The sequence below is a fragment of the Rothia nasimurium genome (assembly GCF_928382285.1).
GTDB lineage: Bacteria > Actinomycetota > Actinomycetes > Actinomycetales > Micrococcaceae > Rothia > Rothia nasimurium_E.
Window position 1 is genome coordinate 58,477 of sequence record NZ_CAKMSS010000009.1, and the last position, 23,401, is coordinate 81,877.

General features: G+C 63.3%; 18 protein-coding genes, 1 tRNA gene and 1 pseudogene. 8 read left to right on the forward strand and 12 right to left on the reverse strand.

Translation table 11 applies throughout. The annotated features are described in order from the left end of the window. Positions 1–78: 78 nt before the first annotated feature. Together L6758_RS09590 and L6758_RS09595 are read left to right on the forward strand one after the other, a co-directional pair. Positions 79–1,524: an amino acid permease gene (locus L6758_RS09590; protein ID WP_237205831.1), complete on the forward strand. Its 1,446-nt coding sequence runs from the start codon at positions 79–81 to the stop codon at positions 1,522–1,524. A 2-nt stretch (positions 1,525–1,526) separates the two neighbouring features. Continuing rightward, positions 1,527–2,003: an acyl-CoA thioesterase gene (locus tag L6758_RS09595; protein WP_237205830.1), complete on the forward strand. Its 477-nt coding sequence runs from the start codon at positions 1,527–1,529 to the stop codon at positions 2,001–2,003. Positions 2,004–2,083: 80 nt separating this feature from the next. Here L6758_RS09595 and L6758_RS09600 read toward each other — a convergent pair whose 3' ends face one another. The 4 genes and pseudogenes from L6758_RS09600 to L6758_RS09615 form a co-directional block, all read right to left on the reverse strand. Beyond that, entirely contained in the window at positions 2,084–2,572 is a 489-nt protein-coding gene (locus tag L6758_RS09600; protein WP_237205829.1) for an SRPBCC family protein, read from the reverse strand. A 106-nt stretch (positions 2,573–2,678) separates the two neighbouring features. Then, positions 2,679–3,179 (reverse strand): SRPBCC family protein, encoded by a 501-nt coding sequence (locus tag L6758_RS09605; protein WP_237205828.1) that lies wholly within the window; start codon positions 3,177–3,179, stop codon positions 2,679–2,681. A gap of 237 nt (positions 3,180–3,416) precedes the next feature. Further along, a pseudogene (gene tgt / locus L6758_RS09610) lies at positions 3,417–4,784 on the reverse strand (tRNA guanosine(34) transglycosylase Tgt); the annotation flags it as partial. Between the two features lie 66 nt (positions 4,785–4,850). Further along, positions 4,851–5,270 carry an organic hydroperoxide resistance protein gene (locus L6758_RS09615; protein ID WP_237188530.1) on the reverse strand — a complete coding sequence of 140 codons (420 nt, stop codon included), beginning with the start codon at positions 5,268–5,270 and terminating at the stop codon, positions 4,851–4,853. A gap of 100 nt (positions 5,271–5,370) precedes the next feature. Here L6758_RS09615 and L6758_RS09620 point away from each other — a divergent pair, with 100 nt between their 5' ends. Together L6758_RS09620 and L6758_RS09625 are read left to right on the forward strand one after the other, a co-directional pair. Then, on the forward strand, positions 5,371–5,835 hold the full coding sequence (locus tag L6758_RS09620) for a MarR family winged helix-turn-helix transcriptional regulator (RefSeq protein WP_237205827.1): 465 nt from the start codon (positions 5,371–5,373) through the stop codon (positions 5,833–5,835). 9 nt (positions 5,836–5,844) lie between these two features. Then, on the forward strand, positions 5,845–6,501 hold the full coding sequence (locus tag L6758_RS09625) for a hypothetical protein (RefSeq protein WP_237205826.1): 657 nt from the start codon (positions 5,845–5,847) through the stop codon (positions 6,499–6,501). On the opposite strand, the gene L6758_RS09630 is transcribed toward L6758_RS09625, so the two are convergent. Next, positions 6,475–7,737, reverse strand: coding sequence for a glycoside hydrolase family 76 protein (locus tag L6758_RS09630; RefSeq protein ID WP_237205825.1), 1,263 nt, complete (start codon positions 7,735–7,737; stop codon positions 6,475–6,477). The genes L6758_RS09625 and L6758_RS09630 overlap by 27 nt on opposite strands. A gap of 184 nt (positions 7,738–7,921) precedes the next feature. On the opposite strand from L6758_RS09630, the gene L6758_RS09635 reads away from it, so the two are divergent. Next, entirely contained in the window at positions 7,922–9,241 is a 1,320-nt protein-coding gene (locus L6758_RS09635) for an MFS transporter (protein ID WP_237205824.1), read from the forward strand. An 87-nt stretch (positions 9,242–9,328) separates the two neighbouring features. On the opposite strand, the gene L6758_RS09640 is transcribed toward L6758_RS09635, so the two are convergent. Next, complete coding sequence (locus L6758_RS09640) at positions 9,329–10,444, reverse strand: pseudouridine synthase (protein WP_237205823.1); 1,116 nt, start codon at positions 10,442–10,444, stop codon at positions 9,329–9,331. Positions 10,445–10,576: 132 nt separating this feature from the next. On the opposite strand from L6758_RS09640, the gene L6758_RS11035 reads away from it, so the two are divergent. After that, a complete protein-coding gene (locus tag L6758_RS11035) occupies positions 10,577–10,699 on the forward strand; it encodes a hypothetical protein (RefSeq protein WP_272878483.1) in 123 nt (40 codons plus the stop codon). A 117-nt stretch (positions 10,700–10,816) separates the two neighbouring features. On the opposite strand, the gene L6758_RS09645 is transcribed toward L6758_RS11035, so the two are convergent. After that, the gene (locus L6758_RS09645; protein ID WP_237205822.1) at positions 10,817–12,163 is read right to left on the reverse strand and encodes a peptidase T; all 1,347 of its coding nucleotides are present in this window, start codon (positions 12,161–12,163) and stop codon (positions 10,817–10,819) included. A 33-nt stretch (positions 12,164–12,196) separates the two neighbouring features. Then, complete coding sequence (locus L6758_RS09650; RefSeq protein ID WP_237197610.1) at positions 12,197–13,081, reverse strand: DNA-formamidopyrimidine glycosylase family protein; 885 nt, start codon at positions 13,079–13,081, stop codon at positions 12,197–12,199. A 283-nt stretch (positions 13,082–13,364) separates the two neighbouring features. On the opposite strand from L6758_RS09650, the gene L6758_RS09655 reads away from it, so the two are divergent. Then, positions 13,365–13,508 carry a hypothetical protein gene (locus L6758_RS09655; protein ID WP_237198758.1) on the forward strand — a complete coding sequence of 48 codons (144 nt, stop codon included), beginning with the start codon at positions 13,365–13,367 and terminating at the stop codon, positions 13,506–13,508. A 64-nt stretch (positions 13,509–13,572) separates the two neighbouring features. Here the strand turns inward: L6758_RS09655 and L6758_RS09660 are convergent, their stop codons facing one another. The 4 genes from L6758_RS09660 to L6758_RS09675 form a co-directional block, all read right to left on the reverse strand. Then, the gene (locus tag L6758_RS09660; protein ID WP_237198759.1) at positions 13,573–19,317 is read right to left on the reverse strand and encodes a DEAD/DEAH box helicase; all 5,745 of its coding nucleotides are present in this window, start codon (positions 19,315–19,317) and stop codon (positions 13,573–13,575) included. 102 nt (positions 19,318–19,419) lie between these two features. Continuing rightward, a complete protein-coding gene (locus L6758_RS09665) occupies positions 19,420–19,965 on the reverse strand; it encodes a DUF4232 domain-containing protein (protein WP_237198760.1) in 546 nt (181 codons plus the stop codon). 260 nt (positions 19,966–20,225) lie between these two features. Further along, the gene (locus L6758_RS09670) at positions 20,226–20,546 is read right to left on the reverse strand and encodes a 2Fe-2S iron-sulfur cluster-binding protein (RefSeq protein ID WP_185173557.1); all 321 of its coding nucleotides are present in this window, start codon (positions 20,544–20,546) and stop codon (positions 20,226–20,228) included. Between the two features lie 207 nt (positions 20,547–20,753). Then, positions 20,754–20,829: transfer RNA gene (locus L6758_RS09675), tRNA-Arg, on the reverse strand. Positions 20,830–21,274: 445 nt separating this feature from the next. On the opposite strand from L6758_RS09675, the gene L6758_RS09680 reads away from it, so the two are divergent. Beyond that, positions 21,275–23,098, forward strand: coding sequence for a phosphoenolpyruvate carboxykinase (GTP) (locus L6758_RS09680; protein ID WP_237198761.1), 1,824 nt, complete (start codon positions 21,275–21,277; stop codon positions 23,096–23,098). The last annotated feature ends 303 nt before the right edge of the window (positions 23,099–23,401 follow it).

The window sequence follows — 23,401 nt, forward strand, 5'->3', positions numbered from 1 at the left end:
CGGCAGGGGAGTCGCGCACCGGCGTCCGCGCATTAACACCGCTACCGCACACGACGTTTTCTCACAGTAAGGCTTACCGTGGCACACACACCTTCGCAGGGGCAGGCCCAGGCGACCACCCTCAAACGCTCACTCACGCACGGGCAGATGACCATGATTGTGCTGGGCTCGGCCCTGGGTACCGGCCTCTTTTTGGGCTCCTCGGGCGCTATCGCCCTGGCGGGCCCGGCCGTTATCCTGGCCTACGCTATCGGCTCCCTAGTCGCCGCCATTATTGCCGCTTCTACCGGTGAAATGGCCGTTCGCTACCCGGTGCGCGGTGGCTTCGGCTCCATCGCTGGCCGCTACCTGGGCCCCTACGCCGGCTACCTGACCCGCTGGGCCTACTGGACCGTCACCGCCATTATCACCGGTATTGAGCTGGTCGCGGTTGCCACCTACCTGCAGTACTGGTGGCCCTCCCTGCCCCTGTGGGTGGGCATCGTGCTCTTTGGTGCGGTGATCGTGCTGCTGAACATCCGCTCGGTCAAGTACTTTGGCACCATGGAGTTCTTCCTGTCCTCCATCAAGGTCATCGCCCTGCTGCTCTTCGTACTGGTGGGCCTGGCCCTGGTCTTCGTGGGCTTCCCCGGTCACGAGGCCACCGGCATCACCAACCTGACCAACGACGGCGGCTTCATGCCCACCGGCTTCCACGGGGTCTGGCTCTCGCTCGCGGTGGTCATGTTCTCCTTCGGCGGTATCGAAATGCTCTCCATTTCCGCCGCTGAAGCGAAGGACCCGGTGCGCTCAGTGCGAGCCTCAACTAAGGCGAATATGTGGCGCCTGGCTACTATCTATGTGGTCGCCCTCTTTATCGTGGTATCGATTATTCCCTGGCAGTCAGCCGCTCAGCTCGACGGCTCCGTTGAAGCCTCACCCTTTGTGCTAGTCTTCTCGGAAGTCGGTGTTCCGGCCATCGCCTCTATCACCAACTTCATTATTCTGGTTGCCGCCCTGTCCGCCGCCAACGCCAATCTCTACGCGGGCACCCGCCTGCTGCACTCCCTGGCGAGTGAGAAGATGGCACCTGCGCCCCTGGCCCGCGTCAGCGGTGGAGGCATTCCCGTGCTGGCCATGTGGGCCTCAACCTCGGGCGTGGTGCTGGCGATTCTGCTGGCCCTCTTCCTGCCCGGCCAGGCCTTTGGTCTGATGATGACCCTGACCATGGTCTGCGCCCTCACCGTATGGGTTCTGATTCTGCTGGCCTACATCGCCTTCAAGGGGGTTGAGGGTAACTCTTCGGCCTTCCGCATGTGGGGCGGGCGGGTTACCGCTGGCCTGGGTATCTTCCTGCTGCTGGCTATCTGGGCGGCTCTCTTCGCCCGCACCGGCAACGCTGCCCCGGCCACCATGGGCATCGCCTACTTCCTAATTCTGACCATGATCTACTTCGGCGTGGTCAAGCGTGTGCACACCGGGCACGAGGACGCCTTCGCCGAGGCAGACGCCGCCGTGGCAGCCCACAGCGGTGGCAGGGGCTAGGTATGGGTGCAGTCTATGAGGTCGAGGTTCCCCTGCGCTGGGGCGACATGGACGCCTACGGCCATGTCAACAACGTGACCATGATGCAGGTGCTCGAAGAAGCCCGCGTAGCCCTCTTTGGGCCGCCTCCCTCGTCCGGCGAACCTGCGCCGCTGGTAGGGGAGAGCACCGAGGGAAAGCCGGGGCGGGCGTCTGCTCACCTGCCCCTCTTTGAGAGTCTGCCTGCTGGCACCCAGGCCCTGGTTGCTGAAAACCACGTCAAGTACCGCAGCCCCCTGGCCTACCGCGGGGTGCCGGTGCGGGTGCAGATGCAGGTCAGCAAGGTTACGGCCGCCTCGCTGGTAGTTGCCTACGAGCTGTATGACCCGGTAACCGGTGTCCACTGCGTTTCAGCCAGCACAACCCTGGCCTTCTTTAACGTTGAGACCGGCTCCCTGGTGCGCCTGAGCGCCGAACAGCGGGAGCAGCTGGCAGCCTAGACCGCAGATGCCCTTTAAAAAGTGCACGTGCCCTCCACTTTTGGCAGGGCACGTGCACTTTTTGTATGGCGCTTGAGTCTTTAGGCTGCGAGGACGCGGTTGAGCTTGTTGAAAGAGGACTTCCAGCCAGCTACCGACATCTCGTGCATAGCCGGGTCGAGCGGACCCTGGGTGATGGTGACGCGGGTGGTGGAATCATCAATCTTCTCGAAGGCGGTGCGGTTGAGGAAGTAGGAGCCGGCTTCCATGCCGTGGGCTTCAGCCAGCTCCTCACCGATAGCCTCATAGCCCTCAATCAGTTCACCGGGTACCAGCTTGTGGAAGGTGCCGTTGACGGGGGAGGTGAACTCGGGGTTCTCTTCGCTGACCATGACGAACTTCTGGGCACCGCCCTCGCGCACGTCGATGTCAACGGTATCGAGCGGCACGGTGAAACCCTCGGGGCCAAACCACTGGGGCATCAGTTCTGCCGAGGTGAAAGCCTCGTAGAGAGCCTCGGGGGTGGCCTCAAAATCGTGGGTAAAGGTCAGGACTTCTTCAGGGGCAATGGTGCCAAAATCAAAGTTCATGGATTCTCCTTGTTGGGTAGATACCGCTTAAAAAGTGCATATGCCCTGTGAAAAGTGACAGGCATGTGCACTTTTGCGGGGGTGTAGAGGACGAGAGTGAGGGCGCTTAGCGTGCGAGTAGCTTGGCCAGCTTGCTGAAGGAGCCCTGCCAGGAAGCTAGAGTCTGCTCGTGTACGCCGGCGGGTAGGGGGCCCTGGGTGAGCTTAAGGATGGTACCCTCGCCGACGCCGTCCTCGGTCACCGCGGTGCCCGCCTCAAACTCAAGGCGCAGACCAATCAGGGTGTCTGAGGGCTGGCCCGACGGGGTGGGCAGGGCCTCCCGGTATTCGATGGTGTGGGGCTCGGCTAGAGTCACAAAGCGCATGTACATGGGGGCCTGGAACTTAGCCTGATCCTTGTGGCGCATGACGAACTGCTTGCGTCCACCAATCACCGGTTCCAGGGTCAGGGTGTTGGGAATAATCTTCCAATCGGCAGGGCCAAACCACTTGATAAAGAGAGTGGGGTTGGTAAAGGCCTCAAAGACCTGCTGCGGGGTGGCTGCAAACTCGTGGCGGTAGGTGATGGTTTCCTCGGGCTTGAGGTCGTCAATCTTAAAGTCGTTCATGCTCTACTTCTCGTCGCTGGTGGGCTTGGTGGTGTCGGCCTGGTCGGTTTTAGGCTGCGCGGACGCGTCCGCCCCGGCGTCCTGCCCCTGGGCTGCCTTCTCGGCTGCCCGGCGGGCCTCGGCCTCAGCCTTTGCCTTCATATTGGCCTCCCAGCGGGCCTGGGCGGCAGCTGCCCGCTCGGCGTCCTTAGCGGCCTTACGCGCGGCGGCTTCTTCCTGGGCCTTTTGCTGGGCAACCTTCTTGGCGTAGTACTTACCCAAGAACTCATCGCGGTAGTCGAAATATTCCCCGGAGTCGATCGCCGCGCGGGCGTCGTCCACCATCTTCACAATAAAACGCTCATTGTGAATCGAGGCCAGGGTCGCTGAGAGGCGCTCGTCGGCCTTGAAGAGGTGGTGCAGGTAGGCGCGGGTGTAGTGGGTGCAGGTGTAGCAGTCGCAGCCCTCGAAGATGGGGGAGAAGTCGGTGCGGTAGCGGGCGTTGGTCAGGTTGAAGCGGCCATCGGGGGTGTAAACGGCCGCGTTGCGGGCCACGCGGGTGGGGGAGACACAGTCGAAGGTGTCGACGCCGTTTTCAATGCCGGTGAAGATGTCATCGGGCTCCGAAATGCCCAGCAGGTGGCGGGGCTTGTTCTCGGGTAGTTCCTCGTTGCACCAGCGCACGATAGTGCCCAGGTTTTCCTTTTCGAGCGCCCCGCCCAGGCCAAAGCCGTCAAAGGGCATGGAGCCGAGGTCGCGGCAGGCTTTGCGGCGCAGGTCCTCATACTGGGCCCCCTGAATCACACCAAAAAGGGCCTGATAGGGCTTGCCCACCCGCTCAGCGGTCAGACGCTGGTGCTCAGCAATACAGCGCAGGGCCCACAGCCGGGTGCGCTCCAGCGCCTCTTCCTGGTAGGCCCGGGAGTTATAAAGAGTGGTCAGCTCATCGAAGGCAAACATGATGTCAGCGCCAATCTGGTGCTGCACCTGCATGGATACCTCGGGGGTGAAACGGTGAATATCGCCGTTGATGTGGGACTTAAAGTTGACCCCGTCATCGTCCACGTGGGCCATACGTTCCTTGCCCGCCGCCACGTCGTCGTCGCCGATGGGGCGTCCGTCCGCGCCGGTAGCCCCGGCCACGGTGCCCATATCAATCACCTTTTTGAAACCCGAGCCCAGGCTCATCACCTGGAAGCCCCCGGAGTCGGTGAAAGTAGGGCCATCCCAGTTCATGAACTTACCCAGACCGCCTGCGGCGTCGAGGACGTCCGGCCCCGGCTGCAGGTAGAGGTGGTAGGCGTTGGCCAGCAGGGCCTGGGCACCCAGGTCTTTCATGGCCTCGGGCAGCACAGCCTTGACGGTTGCCTTGGTGCCCACCGGGGTGAAGGCGGGGGTGGCAATGTCGCCGTGGGGGGTGTGAATGACGCCGGTGCGGCCCTGGAAGGCCCCGCCGTTGGCGTCCACCTGCTTGCCGGTGGGCTGGGCGGTATCGGTCAGGCGGTTGCCCAGTTCAAAAGAAAAAGTGGGATCAGAAAATTCGGTATTGAGCACGGGAACAAGTCTACCGGGTGAGTGCGGAAGGACGCTGTGGCCCCGCTCCTTGAGGGTAAACGAAAGCTTCATAGGTATGCAGGAAGCACATACCTATGAAGCTTTCGGCGACATTCGGTGCGAGTGTGGGGTGCGAGCTTAGTCGTCGGAGACGGTGACGGTCACGGGGATGTTGCCGCGGGTGGCGTTGGAGTAGGGGCAGACCTGGTGGGCTGCGTCGGCCAGTGCCTGGGCCTCGTCCTGGGGAAGTTCAGGAATGACGACCTCAAGCTCAACAGCCAGGCCAAAACCCTCACCCTGCTTGCCGATGGAGACCTTAGCGCCAACGGAGGAGCCTTCAACGTTCTTCTTCTGCATGCGGGCAACCATCTGCAGGGCAGAGTGGAAGCAGGCTGCGTAGCCGGAGGCAAAGAGCTGTTCGGGGTTCAGGCCCTTGCCGGAGCCACCCATCTCAACGGGGATAGCTAGGTCGGCGTCAAAAGCGCCGTCAACGGTGCGGACGTGGCCGTTGCGGCCTTCGCCGGTTGCTAGAGCTTCGGTGGTGTAGAGGGGTTCCATGGGGTTTCCTTTCATGAGGTTTTAATTAGATTGTACACAATCTAATTGTGTGCAAGTAAATTGTTGGCTGATAATTTGCCCACAACCTATACTGGGTGGAATGAACCAAGACAGTAGCCTTGCCCTCGACAACCAGCTCTGCTTCTCCCTCTACCGCTCCAGCCGGGCCGTCACCCGCGCCTACCAGCAGCACCTGGGGGAGCTGGGCCTCACCTACCCCCAGTACCTGGTTATGCTGGTCATGTGGGAGAACCCCAACGGGCTGGGCATGAAAGAACTTGCCGCCCGCCTCGACCTCGACAGCGGCACCCTGACCCCTCTCATCAAGCGCCTGATTGACCACGGCCTGCTGACCAAGACCCGCGACGCCCGCGACGAGCGTCGCACCCTCGTCAGCCTCACCTCTGCCGGGCAGGAGCTGAGAGGACGCGCGGCATCCGTCCCCGGGGCCATCTACGCCGCCTGCGCGGTTGAGGGCCTCGACGTCCTGGCCCTCAAGGCCGAACTCGATGCCCTAGCCGAGCACCTGGCCGAAACACCTCCACGGGCAGATGGAACCAAGTAGGTTAGGGGTATGGTTCTTGCGCGTTTCAAAGCCCGACCCTTGCTCACCTGCATCGCTCTGGTCCTCTGCATAGCGGTTGCATCGCTGCTGAGCAATATCACCACAGAAGCCCAGCTCTCGGGCCAGTCTGAGGCCATCACCTATGTGCGTAAAGTGGTGAGCAAGTTCCTCAACTCGGGTACCCTATGGGCGGCCCTGGGGTTCTACGCGGGCTGGCTGTGGTCTGGCAGTAGAACTCGCCCCGCCCCGCTCTGGGTGCCTGTAGCAGCCGCGGTGGCAGCGTCCTTAGGTGCCCTAGCCGGGCACTACGCCCTGGGGAACCTGCTGGGCATCATGGAAGCCAGCATCTGGATTGAGAACTACCACTGGTTTATTGCTGCCGTCATCATATCGGGGCCCCTGGGCTGGTTGGGCGCTAGGTCCGCGCAGGACGACCGCACAGGGAAGCTCCTGCGCTATCTGGTTCCCGCGGGGGCTGTAGCAGAGCCCCTCGTCACCGGCATGTTCTGGTATCCATCAGGGTTCAGTTTCCCGGTGTCTGAGGTCGCTTCGAGCTATACCGTGGGCTTACTGCTGATGCTTCTGGGTGTGCTGGGACTTTGGGCCGTCTACCGCGCGAATAAGGCGGCCGCGCCCGCCCTAGAAAACCCGCGCCGCCGCTTCTAACACCATCCAGGCTTGAAGCTGGGTCGAAAGATCAACCGGCTGGGCAGGCTTGAGCACCTCAGAAATATGCCGGGTAACATCGGGCGAAAAGAGCGTGACAGCCTCACCGCGGATCTCGGTCGGGTCAATGCCGAGCTCGTTCATGGGCAGGTCAGGGTCGAACTCGCGGCGTCCGTCCCATAAGAGCTCGGCGGTTGCAAGGACGAAATCCCGCGCCTGCTCCCGTACGCCCTGCGGCAGGGCAGTGTGTGCGGCAACCTCGGCAAGGTAGCGTACCAAAATACCGGTGAAGAGTCCGCCGTCCCCGCCGCCCTGGGTCGCTAGAACCCGCAGAGTTTCTGCGTCTGACACCTCAAAATCTCGGCCAAACTCCCGGTCAATACCGGCCAAAACCTCGGCGATATGCTTAGCCGGATCAACCGTCAGCATCTCAGACTTGCCGGCATCAAGTACCGCCAGATAGGCCGCGAGAACCGGCCCCTGGTTATAGGTGTAGAGACCGCGCTCCACCGAGGAAATCTCGGCACGATTCCCGCGCCCGGCCACCTTGACCCCGTCCAGGTAGAGGCCGCGCTCAGCATCAAAGAGGTTGGCGTGCAGCCAGTTCAAGAGGGCAGCAGCCTCGTCATACCGGTGGGCCCGCGCGAGAGCCAGGGCAATGGGGGCGGTCGCCGGAGTGTTCTTAAAATCGTGGTCCTTCGACCAGAAGGCACCCCCGCCCACCTCAGCGGTGCAGGCAGCTGCCAGCTCCCGGTAGAGCCGGGTGGCAGCGTCCTGGGCAGCAGAATCTCCGTTCCCCTCCACCGCGAGCGCCAGCCGGTTGAGGCGCTCGCAGGCCAGGGTCAGCCAGGCCATGTCGTCGTAGAAGGAGTTGGGGTAGGAGCCGAAGTTGCGTACTTGAATGCCACGTAGCACCGCGCGGGCCTGCTGGAGGAACGCCCGGGCCTGCTCCTGCCCGTCGGGTGCGGTGAGCTGGCGGAAGCCGGCATCGACCAGGTTGTCGAGTAGGTGGGCCTGCCACCAGTAGTGCCATTCGCCGTGCCGCTGGCTGCGGCGGCGGGTGTCGGGGTGCAGGGTGCGTCCTAGTAGAGTGCCGGGGAGGCCTGCGACCCGGTGCCCGAAGAGTCGTGTCACAGAGTAGGCGGCGGTACCTGCCCGCTGCCCCAGCGCCTGGCGGTGCTCGGCGGTGAGCGCTGCGAGCTGGTCGGGTGAGTGCTGCAGGTGCTTGGGGCGCATGGTGTCTCTTTCTGTGGCGCGTCGGTGGGCGGTGGCCTGGGCCGGTTTTTAGTCTACCGGCTGGTGGGGCTAGTGCGTTTGCGCCGAATGTGCCTCTTAGCCCCGAGCGGGGCAGTCTAACCCCCCACGCTCGGGAGTAAGTGGCACCTTCTGGCACTGGGGGTATCTGCTAGAGTTGGTGCTTATGCACACCTCTTCTTCCACCGGGCGGGCTTCTGCCGTCTGGGTTTATTTATCGTCTGCTGCCCTGTCGATGCTGGGCAATTCTATTGCCGGTATTGTGTGGCCTTGGCTGGTGCTGGAACGCACTGGCAACCCGGCCGCGGCGGGTATTGTGGCTGCTGCGATTGCGGTGCCGTCGCTGGTTTTTGCCTATTTTGGTGGCAACCTGGTCGATAGCCTGGGCCGGAAACCGGTATCGGTGATTTCGGATATTATTTCGGGTCTGTCGGTGGTGGCTGTGATTGCGGTCGATATGGTCTTTGGACTGACGCTGAGCTGGTTCATCATTATCGGTATTTTGGGTGCGGTGGGTGATATTCCCGGTATGAGTGCCCGGGCTGCCCTGGTCGGCGATGTTGCTGAAACATCGGGTAAGAAGGTCGCCCAGATTTCTGGCTGGAATCAGGCCCTGAGCGGGGTGAGTTTCCTGGTCGGACCCGCTGCGGCTGGTGTGCTGATGACGGCCCTGCCCATTGAGCAGGTCCTGTGGATTACGGCTGGCTGCTCCCTGCTTGCTGCCGCCCTGACCGCCTGCTTGCGCCTGCAGAAGGCGGGCGCGGACGTCCTTGCTGAGGGTCAGGACGCCGCTGCCCAGCTGGGTGCGGACGGGCAGGTGCCAGCGTCCTCCCCTGAAGCCCCTACCGAAGACCCCTTCAAGGGGCTGGCGGGCTGGAAGAAAGCCCTGGGCTACCCGGTGATTCGTCTGCTGGCTCTGGATTCTTTGCTATCGATGGCCCTGGTAATGCCCTATCTAATGGTGCTTCTGCCCGCCCATTTCCAGGGGATTAACCAGCCGGGGCTGTACGGGGCGTCCATGTCTGCCTTTGCCGTGGGCATAATGGTGACCAGTATGGTGGCGGGGAAGATTGTGCCCTTCCCTCGCCGGGCCTGGGTGGTGGGTATGGTCTTCAATACCCTGGCCTTCTTTGGCATGGCCTTGCTCGAAACTTCCTGGCTGGCCATCGTGGGTATGGGTGTTGCCGGCCTGGGCGGGGGTATTATGAACCCCCTGCAGACCCTGCTGGTGACTGAGGGTGTACCCGAGCAGATTCGCGGCCGGTCGTTCTCAATCTTTATGGCTATTAGCCAGGTGGCCGCGCCGATTGGCCTGGTGGCGACCTCGGCGGTACTGGCCTTTGTGACGATTTATCAGGTGGCCTGGGTGCTCGCTGGCCTCTGGTCGCTAGTGGCTATCTACCTGGTGGTGCGCGGCCTGCAACTACTCCCAGCAAGGAGCACTGAGTCGGTAGAAGAGAGCAGTTCTGTTCCTGTCGCTGATTAGCTTCAGCCTGCCTGTATCGAATGTGCCACTTATTCCCGAGCGGGGGAGTTTATCCCCGACATTCGGGAATACGTGGCACATTCGGCATTAGTGGGCAGCTCCCTCGATGAGCCGCAGGCTCCGCCCACTTCGCACTGTCAATACATCCCCGGTGAAGGGGTGGGGGAAGGTCAGCGACCTGGCCAGCAGCTGGAGGGGGAGGGTGGGCTCGTCCTCGGCGATGGGCAGGACGGCCGGGTAGACCACGTCCCCCACAATCGGCGCCCCGGCTGCGGCCAGGTGCACCCGTAGCTGGTGGGTCTTGCCGGTATGCGGCTCCAAAAGATAGTGGGCCAAGGTAGCCCCCGCCTGCGGCAGGGCCAGGGCCGGGTTAGCCTCAGAGACCGGGGGCAGGACGCCATCTGCCAGCTCAAAGACCTCTAGGCAGGTAATACGCGACTGAGCATTGAGCCCCTCAAAGGAGGCACCTGAGCGGCGCCGCTCGCGCCGCTCAGCCTTGGTCTCCACCGGCAGGGGCCCGGTGTCACCGGGTAGGAGCTCAACCCCGGTGTGGGCTACCTGTAGGGCCCCGTGCTGGTTATCAATGCGCGAGCGCACCGTCAGACTTTCGCCTTCTCCCAGCCCGGCGATAGGGGCTGCCACTGCCTCGTAGGTCTTGGTGGGTTCGCGCCGCTGGAACATGGTTTGAAAGGGGGCCCGGGCCTCGGGCGTCTTGGCAAAAAGAACCACCCCGGCGGTTGCCCTATCCAGACGGTGAATTGGAATCAGATCGGGGTTGTTCTCCCGAACCCGCAGCTGGGTCAGGGCAGTGTGAGCGACAAAGGAGCCGTTGGGGGTGGTGGGCAGGAAATGGGGCTTATCAATGGCCAAAACCCAATCGTCCTCGTAGAGCACCGGCATGTCAAAGGGTACCGGCTTCTCAACCCCGAGTTCCCGGTAGTACCAGATCTTTTGCCCCGCCAAAGGCGCATCGGGGGCAACCGCCTGCCCGTCGGCGTCCTTCACCTCATCGCGATCAAAGCGGGAGGTAAAGAGGGAGCGCTCGTGGGGGTAGAAGCGGGCAACCAGGTAGTCCAACACCGTGCTTGCGCCCAGGGTGTCGTCCTCGGGGTTGCCCGCGTCGGGTAGCACAAAGGAGACGGCATCAATTCCCTTGCGTTGGGGCAGGGGCTTGGGGGAAAGGTGGCGGTTGATTCGGCGCATGGGCTCTATTATCGCAGGTAGACCCCAAGGCCTGCTTGATAGAGTTGAACTGCCTCTCTCGTGGACTCCACGCGGTACATCCATCCTTAAGAAAATCTCCGCGAGCGTGAGACCAGAGAGGAGGTAATGGCTGTGGCTAAAAGCAAGGCTAAGAAAAACAGCCCCGACAAGATTGCAGTCAGAATCGTCGCTACTGCAATACTCATCGGAGCTGTAGCAAAGCTTTTGGAAGCTATCGAACCGTTCATTCGATAGGTCCTACAGCAAGGGGTGACTCTGGTAGTAAGCGGCTACCGGGGTTGCCCCGCCTTGTTTGCTGTCATCCTTAAGATAAAACCAGTTTATCTGCTTTGTATTGTGCGTCAAGGGTGGCTAAAGGGAACCCACCATCAGCTCCCGCACCACCCGGTAGCTGGCCTCAAAAGCGGGCAGGGGCAGGAACTCGCAGTTGGAGTGGAAATTGTGCGCCCCCGTGAAGAAATTGGGGGTGTAGATTCCCCGGGTGGAGAGATACGAGCCGTCGGTGCCCCCGCGCATGGCCAGGTTGATGGGCTCGATACCCAGCCGGGCAAAGGCGGCGCGCAGATGCTCGGCCGCCACGGCGTTGGCGCTGGTTTTGGCGTCCTCAAGGTTGCTGTAGATATCTGAGATATCCAGCTGCACGGACGCCCGCGGGTTGGCTTCTGCCGTCCGCTCAGCTAGGTCGCGCAGGAAGTCCTTTTTGGCCTCGTAGCTGGCTCGGTCGTGGTCGCGGATACTGATATCGACGCTAGCGGTGGCCTGGTTGCCCGCCATCCCATTGACCCAGAGGTAACCCTCACGCCCCTCAGTGTGCTCGGGGGTCTGGGTACGGTCGAGGGCCGCGATAAAGTCGTGGGCCACCAGAATCGGGTTGACCAGGTTGCCCTTGGAATTCATGGGGTGGGCGGTCACGCCCTCAACGTGCAGGCGGGCATGCCCGGCATTGAAAGTAGCCTCGACCAGCTCACCCAGTTCGCAGCAGTCCAGGGTGTAGGCATAATCCACGGGGAAGCGCGCCAGGTCCATGGTGCGCACGCCCAGCAGGCCGATTTCTTCATCGGGTACGAAGGATAGATAGATATCGGGGTGGGCGGACGCACCCGCCCCAGCTCCCTGCCCCGTCTGGCTGACCTGTCCCTGGGCACTTGCCTGCCCGGTGGCGTCCGCGTCCGCAGCTAAGAGGCGCACGGCAGCTTCCATGACCGAGGCGACCCCGGCCTTGTCGTCCGCTCCCAGCACGCTGGTGCCGTCGGTGACGATGATGCGCTGGCCGGTGTAGCGGGTGATTTCGGGGTGCTCGGCCTCGCGTAGCCAGATGTCGAGGTCGGTGTTGAGGCAGATGTCCCCGCCGGTGTAGTTGATGACGCGGGCGTGCACATCGGGGGAGAGGTTGACGTCAACCGTATCGAGGTGGGTGCAGAAGCCGATGGCGGGGGCTTCGGTGCCCGCGGGCAGGGTGGAGGGAATGTGGGCGGTGAGCACGCAGGTGTCGCTCAGGTGCACGTTGTGGGCACCGGCTGCCGTGAGTTCGTCCTTGAGCAGGCGGGCCAGCTCCCACTGTCCCTGGCTGGTGGGCACGACCGATGCTGAGGCGTCCGACTGGCTAGAGATCGCCGAGTAGCGCAGAAAACGGGCGGCTAAGGCCTCCTGTACATCTGCATCTGGGGTATAGGCGGGGGTAAATGTGGTGGTGCTCATGGTGAGTAGTTTACCCCCGCGGCGCTCGGAAACTTAGCCCGGCAGCTCCTGGCAGCCGGGGCAGCGGAAGCTAATGCGGTCGGTGTCTTCCTCGCGGGCGTACAGGTGGCCCGCTGCGTAGCGGTCGGCGCCGGTACCGGTTTCTGAGAGGTCTTCCTTGATGATGGTTTCCCCGCAGCGGTAGCAGGGGCGACCCGCCCGCCCGTAGCACCAGAGCGGCTCGGCGCTGGTGCGGGTGACCCGGTGCGGACGCCCGCGGTTAGCATCCAGCAGCAGACGGGCAGTGGAGACCACGGCAGCTATATCGGGCACCGCCCCTACCGGGGTGCGCGGGTCAAGACCCGCGAGAAAACAGGTCTCAGCCCGGTAGATAGTGCCGATACCGGCCAGGTTCTTCTGATCGAGCAGGGCTACCCCTAAGGGACGCTCCGGCCGGGCAGCCAGGTTAGCTACCGCCCGCTCAACCGACCAGTCGGGGCCAAGCAGATCGGGGCCCAGGTAGGATAGGCGGTCAGCCTCCTGGCTGGTGGGGAAAACCTCAAGTAGCCCCAGGGTAAAGCCCACAGCTTCGACCGGGTGGCTACCGGGAAGTACCTGCCCTTCGCTATCAAGCCGGGCGTTAGCCTGAATCAGAGCCCGTACCTGATCCGCGGGGCGCCGCCACTTCTCACGTGCGCCGTCCGCATCTAGCCCATAGAGGTGCCAGATGCCGTCCATCTTCAGGTGGGAGTGCACGGTCATCTCACCGATACGCAGCAGAATATGCTTACCCCGGGCCAGGGCCCCGTGAATGGGCTGGCCCGCCAGATTGATGTCGGCAACCTGGGGGTAGCGGAAGTCTGTAGTGTGGGCTGTTCTACCGGCAAGAGCGCGGTGGAGCGAGCGGGCCTGCCGCCATACGGTATCGCCTTCAGGCACTGCTAAGCACCCCTCCGTGTTATCAAAATGTGACCTGTCTAATATGACCTATCTATGACGCCCTGCGCGCGCCTCTGCTCACAGTGTAGACCAGAATTACTACAAAACTTGCGTGCCACCTGCTGAAAGGGTGTATAGTCGTTTCACGTCATGCTTCACCGTTGAAGTTTATGGCCCAGCACTAACTTAATACAAAGGGCAGGCTCATGCGATGTTGCTAGAGTAGGCCCTGACTCCTTAGGCGGTCTCCCAGCCGCCTGTCCCCTAGATGGAGGTCAGAACAATGAATCTGCTCTTTGCCGCACTCATGGTTGTTATGGTCATGATGCTTGTGATGTCTCTCGGTGCTTTCTACGTGCACCTTACCCGCAGCGTCCGCGCCTTCCGCGCTGGCTACGAGGGCGTGGAGTACAACCTCACCGCCTAATCAATGAGAGACCGCTAGCCACTCAGAACCTCCCTTGCCCCACGCAAGGGAGGTTCTGCTGTTTTTAGGAATAGTCCTTCCGCATGCGCAGGCCCCGCGGGGTGGCGTAGAAACCTGCGGCCAGCAGGGCCCTGCGCAGGGTGAGGACGGGGTGCTCGCCGCCTTCTACCGCTGTGTCCGGCTGATCAGGGGCGGGCGGTAGCGGCGTGGGAGAGCTCAGCACATCTACCCCGCCAGCGGTCTCAATGACGATTTTGTCGGCTACTCCGGCGCGCACCAGCTGGCCGATCAGGGGTGCGGACGCCTCCACCCGGTCGGTTCGGTCGGTAAAGGGCAGCAGGGTTTTGCCACCGCGTTCCAGATAGAGGGTCAGCTCCCCGTCAACCAGGATGACGACGGCCCCGGCCTTGCGTCCTGGTTTGTGCTTGATGGGGGTGCGGTTGCTGTCCCAGGCCACGGGGGTGGGCCAGGGCAGGGCGGCCCCGTAGGGGTTGGCGGGGTCGGTGGCGGCCAGCAGGGTGACCGAGTGGCGGGTGCGGCGCACCGGGGTGTAGGCGGACGCGCCGGGCGCGGCGTCCTGCCCCTCGTTCTCTACGGCGGTGGTGTCGTCCGCCGCCCGGAGCCTATTGACGGTGGAGGAGGTCGAGAACTGGGCGGCGCCCAGGCCCTCTATGAAGTAGCCACGGCGGGCCAGCCCCTTTTCTTCGGCGGCAGACAGCACCCGGTAGACCCCGGCGAAGCCGCCGGGGGTGTCCTCAACGGCTACAGCCCCGCGGGTGAGCACCCCGTAGCGGTCCATGAGCAGTTCGGCGCGGGCGGCAGCTGCCACGGTGGCATCGAGCGGTTCGGCCTCGATACGGGCCCAGCGTCCGCCGTCGATAGGGGCGACCTGGGCGGATACCGCCGGGGCCCGGCCCACGCCCACCCCTAGGCGGGAGGCCGAGAGGCGGGAGGCCCCGCGTCGCATTCCCACGGAGCGGGCCCGGGGAGCGGGGGCGGCCACCTTGTGGGCCGAAGCCCCGCCCGTTATCAGGGCCCGTACCGGGGCGAAGGTATCGCCGGTGACTAGCCCGGCCCAGATCAGGTTCCAGAGGGCGGTTGAAATCTCCTGGGCGTTCGGGGGCGTGTTACCCAGTGAGGTGGCCAGGGCGGCGAGCTGGGTCTGAATCTGGCTGAAGAAGAGCCCGCCGGTTAGCAGCTCGTAGATGGTGTTTTCGAGGGCTCCCAGGGCAGCGAGCGCCTCGGTACGTTCTACCTCATCGGGCAGGGTCAGGGCTGCGCTCTCACCCAGGTGTAGAGCGACCCAGCCGTCGTCCCCGGCGAGCTGGCCGGCGCCCGTCCAGAGGACGTCCCCGGCGCTCATAGCGGAGTCGAGCAGGGCGGGGGTGTAGTCGCTGATGCGGGTCTTGAGAATCAGAGGTTCGAGGGCAGAGGCAGGCACCCGCACCCCGGCAAGCTGGTCGATCACGGTGAGTAGGCCGTCGTAGCCGCTGAGCATGGCGCTTTCGTCCCGGCGGACGCTGATGGGCTGGGCCGGTGCCCCGACGGTGCCGGGGGCGGCGGCGGTTTCGGTGACCTGCCAGGAGCCCACATGCTGCCAGGGCGGCAGGAAGCGGGCATAGGTGCCGGGGGTAACGGGTTCGACGTCGGCGCGCAGGGCTGCCAGGGAGCGGGAGCGCAGGGTGCGCAGGACGGAGGCGTCCACCCACTCAGTTCCGGCTAGGTAGGCGGGGTCGGTAGAGCCGGTACGGGCGGCGGCCAGCTCAGCGCGGAGCTCTTCGGGCAGGAACTCACCGGAGATCACCCGCCGGTCAGCGGCCAGGGTGCGCAGGGCGGTATCGACCACCGAGACGCCCAGGGAAAGGGCGGCAGCAGCCTGGGCAGCGGTAAAGGGGGCGTGGGTACGGGCGTAGCGGGCGACCAGGTCAACCAGGGGAGCCTCGACCGGCTCCAGGAAGGCTAGGGGGACCCCGATGGGCAGGGGTACGCCCAGGGCGTCTCGCAGGCGGGCGGCGTCCTCAATGGCGGCGTAGAGTTCCCGCCCGTGCAGGCGGAAGCGCAGGGCCCGACCGGCTTTCACCAGGGCCTCAAGGTGATCGGTGGCTTCGGCTTCGGTCAGGACGCGCTCGCCCGGCTGTCCTGCCTCGGCCTCGGCAGTCGGGGCGCTGGCGTCCTCACCGGTTCCCTGGTCCAGGAGCACCCGCAGGCGCTGGGCTGCCTCGGCGGCGGTCAGGGGGCCGAGCAGGCGCAGCAGGTCGGCGGCTCCCTCGACCCCGCGCAGGCGGTAGCCCGCAGCGGTGCGCTGGAGTCGGGCCTCGGTGGAACGGATCACCTCAACATCGAGCAGCTCACGCAGCTCATCCTTGCCGAGCAGCTCAGCTAGCAGGGCAGGGTCCAGGGCCAGGGCAGCGGCGCGGCGCTCGGCTAAGGGGGAGTCCCCGTCGTAGAGGAACTGGGCCACATAGCCAAAGAGCAGGGTGCGGGCGAAGGGGGAGGGGGTTTCGGTTTCCACCTCGCTGATGCGTACCTTTTTGGCCTCAAGGTCCTTGTGCAGGGCGGTCAGGGCGGGCAGGTCGTAGACGTCCTGCAGGCACTCGCGGGCGGTTTCCAGCAGCAGGGGGAAGGTGGGGTACTTGCGGGCCACATCCAGGAGCTGGGCGGAGCGCTGGCGCTGCTGCCACAGGGGAGTGCGGCGGCCCGGGTCCTTGCGGGGTAGCAGCAGGGCGCGGGCGGCGTTCTCGCGGAAGCGGGAGGCAAAGAGGGCAGAGTTACCCACCCGCTCGGTCACGATGTCTTCGAGCTCGGCCGGGTCAAAGATGAAGAGGTCAGCCCCGGGCGGTTCGGCCTCCATAGCAGGGATGCGTAGCACGATGCCGTCGTCAGCGGCCATAGCTGAGGCATTGACCCCGTAGCGTTCCTCGGCCCGGGCGCCGACGGCCAGGGCCCAGGGGGAGTGGACCGGCATGCCTAGGGGTGAGTGCAGGATCAGCCGCCAGTCGCCCAGCTCATCGCGGAAACGCTCAACCAGCAGGTGCTTCTCGCTGGGCACCTGGCCGGTGGCAGCAGCCTGCTCACCCACATAGGCCAGCAGGTTATCAGCGGCCCACTCATCGAGCCCAATGCCGCGCAGACGGGCGTGGGCGGCGCTCGCGTCCTTACTGTTTTCAAGGGCCAGCTCCCGGGTAAAGGTACCCAGGGCCCGGCCTAAATCGACGGGACGGCCCGGAGAATCCCCATGCCAGAAGGGCAGGCGCCCGGGGATACCCGGTGCAGGGGTCACCGTCACCCGGTCGTGGGAGATATCCTCAATCCGCCAGGACGAGGCCCCTAAGGCAATGACGTCCCCGGCCCGGGACTCATAGACCATCTCCTCATCCAGCTCACCCACCCGCTTGGGGGCCTTGGAATCCTCAGCCCCGGCAATGAAGACCGGGAAGAGACCGCGGTCAGGGATCGTACCGCCGGAGGTCACCGCCAGACGCTGGGCCCCGGGGCGGCCCTCAATCGTCCCGGCGTCCCGGTCCCAGACAATGCGGGGGCGCAGCTCGGCAAACTCGTCCGAGGGGTACTTACCGGCCAGTAAATCCAGGGTTGCCTCAAAGGCCGCCCGGGGCAGGGTGGCAAAGGGGGCCGTTGCCCGCAGGGCCTCAAACCAGGCCTCCACGCTAATCGGCCCCAGGGCGCAGGCGGCTACGGTCTGCTGGGCCAAAATATCCAGGGGGTTAGCGGGAATGGCCAGGGGCTCAATCTGCCCGGCCAGCATGCGCTGCACGGTCACTGTGGCGTTCAGCAGGTCTCCCCGGTGCTTGGGGTAGAGGTAGCCGCGCGACACCTCCCCTACCTGGTGCCCGGCACGGCCCACCCGCTGCAGGCCAGAAGCCACCGAGTGCGGGGCCTCCACCTGAATTACCAGATCCACATGGCCCATATCGATACCCAGCTCCAGGGAGCTGGTTGCCACCACGCAGCGCAGCTGGCCCGACTTCAGGGCCTCCTCAATCAGGGTGCGCTGGTCCTTCGACACCGACCCGTGGTGGGCCCGCGCCAGCACCGGCGGCGCCCCGGTAGCTGTCGCCGATCCCCCCATCACCTGGGCAGGGGGCTGGGTTGAAAGGGGTAAGGACGCACCCGCCCCCGGCAGACGCTCATCGTCAGCTTCCAGCCGGGCGGGGGCGTCCTTGGCTAGAGCCTCAGCCAGCACATCGGCCAGGGCCTTCGGCTCCCCGCCGGCGGAAGCGTAGGTGCGGGCACCGGTGGAGGCGCTCGCGGTTACCTCACCCAGCTCCCCGCGGGCCTCTAGACGTCCCAGGTAAATCTCGTTGAGCCGGGCCGTTAACTTCTCAGCCAGCCCGCGCGAGTTAGCAAAGACAATGGTGGAGCGGTTGGCCTCCACCAGGTCCACAATGCGCTCTTCCACGTGCGGCCAGATGGAGGCCTGGTAGCCGTTAAGGTTCGGGGTTTCGCCCCCGGCGCCGGAGCCCGGGGCGGACGCTGCCACCTGCACCTCTTCGATGGTGAGGGCAGGCTGGGTTTGGGTCTGTGCCTGTGCCTGCGGGGATGCTACTGCCTCTTCACCGGGGAAAACACCCACAGCGTCCCACAGGGCCTGCTCGGCACTTGCCTGCGCAGTGCTTGTCTGCGTAGCGCTTGCTTGCGCAGCGCCTGCTTGCTCACCGCCCACCCGACTACCGGGTGTGCGCGCAGGTAGGGGATGGTCAAAGTAGTCAGAGGAAGGCTCATCTGGCTGGGAGCCCAGAGCAGGGCCCGCCACCGGGCGGATACCCAGGGCCTCGGCCACGGTTACCCCCTGAGGCAGGGACTCCGCCAGCCGCACAGAGACTTCCGGCCGGGTACCGGCGTCCGCCAGGGTATCGGCCTGCACGGCCCCGTCGTCGAAAGCTCGGTCCTCGAACTCGGTGGCGTCCAGGGAGCGAACCTGGGAGCGGGTACGCTCGGTGAGCTTATCCAGGTAGGCGCCCGACCCGGCGGGCGCTGGGGCTGGCCGGGGGCTACTGCCCTGCTTGAAGGAGTTATCCCCCTCGCCGTAGGCGTTGGGGCCGCCCAGCGCCGTCATATCGGGTACCGGCACCGAAAGGGTCAGCTCCCACTCCTTGGCCGAGGGCGGGCGCACAATCTGCACCGGCACACTGCCACCCAAAAAGCGGGCGACGGTCTCAACCGGCTCCACGGTCGCCGACAGCCCCACACGCTGGGCCGGGGTCTCAAGAATCTGGTCCAGACGCTCAAGAGTTACTGCCAGGTGAGCGCCACGCTTGGTACCGGCAACCGCGTGCACCTCATCGATAATGACCGTATGCACCTTGGTCAGGGTCGAGCGGGCCTTAGAGGTCAGCATCAAAAAGAGAGACTCGGGAGTGGTGATCAGAATATCCGGCGGGTTAGAAATCAGCTGGCGGCGTTCCTTAGCCGGGGTATCACCGCTGCGCACACCCACCCGCACCTGCGGCGGCTCTACCCCCAGCTGCCGGGCTGTCTGGGCAATACCAATCAGGGGAGCGCGCAGGTTGCGCTCAACGTCCACACCCAGGGCCTTGAGGGGGGAAATATAGAGGACGCGGGTGCCCCCGCCCTCGTGATTCTCAAAGTGAAGGCGGTCAAGCGCCCACAGAAAGGCCGAGAGGGTTTTACCCGACCCCGTCGGTGCCACAATCAGGGCATGGTGACCCGCCGAAATCGCCTCCCAGGCTCCTTCCTGGGCGGCCGTGGGCGCAGAAAAAGCCCCCTCAAACCAGCGGCGGGTGGGGGCCGAGAAAAAGCTCAGGGCACGGGAGGTAACGGGTTCTGCCATAGCCCCCATTATCCCCTTAAAAATGAGCCGGGCGTATCGGCCAGCCTAGTGAGACTGATCGATACGCCCGGGGTTCAGGGGGAGGACGCTGGGCGCACTGGTTTAGGGGGTAGCCCCCACAGCGCCCACCGACAGCTGGGCGACGGCAGGGTTAGAGCAGGCCTCTGCTGCAAAGTTCAGCACCAGGGCCTGGGAGGAACCGGGCGCCTGAATCGAGTAACCGGCCGCGGAAACGCTCTGGCAGGTGTCCCCGTAGAGCTGGGCGCGGGTTTCACGCAGGGTAGCTGTCAGGGAGCTGCCCGGGGCAATCACGCCACCCGAGGACGACCACTCGGTAGCGTTCGCAGCTGCTGCACCTACCTGCTGACCAGCAGCATTGACATAGTGCACAGCGGGGTAGCCGCTCATGGTGCAGTTGGTGCTGCCGGTGTTGTTGAATGTCAGAGTGATATAACGAGAACCAGCCGCCCCGCCACCTTCAGCAACAGCTGCTTCGATGTAAATCTGGCCATAGTCGCAGACCGCCACACCGGCAGCTGAACTGGCGAACTGGGCACCTGTACCTACCGGAGCAGGAGCATGAGTGGTCGGTTCTGTACTAACGATAGCGTCGGTGGGCTCTGGTTCCGGCTCCGGAGTCGCGGGCACACTAGGGCTAGGCGTGACCTCTTGCACCGTTGGCTGGGGTGTAGGAACCGCAGGTGACGCAGTCACACTGGGTGTCGGGTTGCTGGGGGTTGCCGAGCCTGACGTGGGGGGCGCCGGTGCGGCCGTAGTCGCTGTAGATAAGCTGCTGGGAGCGGTCTCCGCGGTGGTAGCGCCGGTGGTGGCACTACCGCACGCCGTGAGAACGGTTAGCAGACCTAGAGCTGCGAGGGGGAGAAAGGGGGTGCGTATCTTCATGCAGCCTACATTCCGGGCTGCAGGGTGACGTGTGCCCCGTCCATTCCCTCGGTGTATTCGGTCTGGCAGCTCAGACGTGAGCACTCGTTAGCGATATCGTCGATCATATCGAGCAGGTCTTCTTCTGCCTCTTCGCGGGGCAGGGTAGCCTCGATGTGTTCGGGGTCGATGAAGGCATGGCAGGTTGCGCAGGAGGCATTGCCACCGCAGGTTGCCAGCACGGGGAAGCCTGCTGCGAGGACGGCCTCGAGCATGGTCTGGTGGGGTTCCCAGGTAACGTCCTTGGTGGTGCCGTTCTCGTCGGTGACCGTGATGTTTACGCTCATGTGTTCTCCTGTGCTGGGGCAGCGCTGGGCTGCTGGTCTTGATCCTGTCCCTATTTTAGGGGGGCTACCCCGTCTATCCCTGCTTTTTGTGGTTAAAACTACGGTGGGCGGACGCCTGCTGTTTGCTGGGTACCGGGTGTGAAGCTGAGAGAAGGGTTGGTATGGGTAACAAAAAACCGGCCTCCTGAAGGAGACCGGTTTGATATGTGGTGCGCCCGAAGGGATTCGAACCCCCAACCTTCTGATCCGTAGTCAGATGCTCTATCCGTTGAGCTACAGGCGCATCATGCGTTGACCGGCTGTGTCAGCCCGTCGCGGCAACAGGTAATACATTACGCAGGTTTGCGCCCGTGTGCAAATCGAAAATGGGTGACCCTGCTCTCAAAAAAGCTAAAGATGGGGTGAAAACCGCGTAAACACGCGGAAAAATAGGGGGTGAAGAAAGTTGAAAAAACTTACTAGGGCGCCCTGGGTGTTGGTCAGGCCACATTCTTATGGGTCTGTAACGAAATATTTACATACCAATGAGGACAAACCGGGTTGAGCTATGTACCCTGGAAACACACGATGAAGTGAAAGTGCACCGCACGACGCGTTTATTCATTGATATGGGTGGCGCGTTTTTCTGTTTCTATCGGCCTGTAGGCAGGTAGTTAGGGGAGCGGCGCATATTTACCTGAGGCACAGTGGAGTGTTTCAGGTCAACGATTTATAAGGGGAAGCGTCAGATGACTGACATTTCAATCGACAACGTAACCGCACAGGCACCCACCACTTACGCAGAACTGCTGCAGTGGGTTGCTGATATTGCCCAGATGACTCAGCCTGAGCGTATCTACTGGGCCGATGGTTCGCAGGAAGAATACGACCGTCTGGCCGGCGAACTGGTTGAGGCCGGTACCTTCCGTAAGCTCAGTGACCATGAGTTTCCAAACTCTTACGTTGCCTTCTCTGACCCCGACGATGTAGCTCGTGTGGAAGAGCGTACCTTTATTTGTTCAGCGACCGAAGAGGGGGCTGGCCCTACCAACAACTGGCGTGACCCTGCCGAAATGAAGGGCACCCTGACCGAGCTCTTCACCGGTTCGATGCGGGGCCGCACCATGTACGTCATTCCTTTCGTCATGGGCTCACTGGACGCCACCAATCCCAAGTTTGGTGTTGAAATCACCGACTCTGCTTACGTCGTCACGTCTATGCGCATCATGGCAACTATCGGTTCTGATGTGCTGAAGAAGATGACCGAAACCGAGGCCTTCTTCGTCAAGGCCCTGCATTCTGTCGGTGCACCTCTCGCCGATGGGCAGGCGGACGTCCCCTGGCCCTGCAACCCCGAAAAGTACATTGTGCAGTTCCCCGAGGATCGTGAAATCTGGTCCTTCGGCTCCGGCTACGGTGGTAACGCTCTGCTGGGTAAGAAGTGCTACGCCCTGCGTATCGCTTCCGCCATCGGCCATGACGAAGGCTGGATGGCCGAGCACATGCTGGTACTCAAGATGACCAACCCCGAAGGTGAGAGCAAGTACATCTCGGCGGCCTTCCCTTCAGCGTGCGGCAAGACCAACTTTGCCATGATGGACCCCACCATTGACGGCTGGAAGGCCGAAATGGTTGGCGACGACATTGCCTGGATCGAATTCCGCAACGGCAAGCCCTTCGTTGTCAACCCCGAGGCAGGCCTCTTCGGCGTAGCCCCGGGCACCGGCTGGTCTACCAACCCCAACGCCATGCGCGCCATTGCCAAGGGCAACACCATCTTCACCAACGTTGCCCTGACCGACGATAACTCTGTCTGGTGGGAGGGCAAGACCGATGAGGTGCCCGAGCATCTCATCGACTGGCAGGGCAATGACTGGACGCCTGAATCTGGCCGTCCTGCTGCCCACCCCAACTCGCGTTTCTGCACCCCTATTTCCCAGGCAGACATGCTGGCTGAAGAATACTACGCACCGGACGGGGTTCCCCTCTCCGCCATCATCTTCGGCGGCCGCCGCAAGACCACCGTGCCCCTGGTTGCTGAGGCTTCTAGCTGGGAGCAGGGCGTCTTCCGCGGTGTGACCCTCTCATCCGAGACCACCGCTGCCGCTAAGGGCGCTGTGGGCGTGGTCCGCCGTGACCCCATGGCTATGCTGCCCTTCATCGGCTACAACGCCGGTGACTACATCCAGCACTGGATTGATCTGGGTAAGAAGCACGGCGAAGAGAACATGCCCAAGATTTACTACGTCAACTGGTTCCGTCGCACCCCCGATGGCGGCTTCGCCTGGCCCGGCTTCGGCGAGAACTCCCGCGTGGTCAAGTGGATTTTCGACCGCTTGGACGGCAAGGCAGCCGGCGAAGAGACTTTCCTGGGCGTTGTTCCCGGTAAGGGAGATCTCGATCTAGCCGGTCTTGATATCAGCGATGCAGAACTGGCCGCTGCACTAGCCGTCAATAAAGATGAGTGGGCAGAAGAGCTGCCCGGTATTGACGAGTGGCTAGCTTTCCTCGGCGATAAGGTACCCGCTGAAATTCACGCCCAGCGCGATGCCCTGGCCGCTGAGCTGAACTAAGGCATATCGGACTTTCGCTCATGTAGGGCACTGTTATCAGCGTCCTTGCGAGTGAAAGTAAATAGAGCGACACGGATAAGGAGGTGACCTGTATAAAAAGTTTTTATACAGGTCACCTTCTTAACCTCATGGGCGTAGTAGGACGACCCCAAAGAGTGGACGTAAAGCCGACTTAATATTCTGTAGAATGCTTAAGAATGGCTGAATACTGTGTACTCTTGCCGTGCTTCCCCCACAAGCTCATCGGCTAGCCACCGACCTACCACAGAGCTTCGTGCACGGCGTCATGGGTACATCACTCGC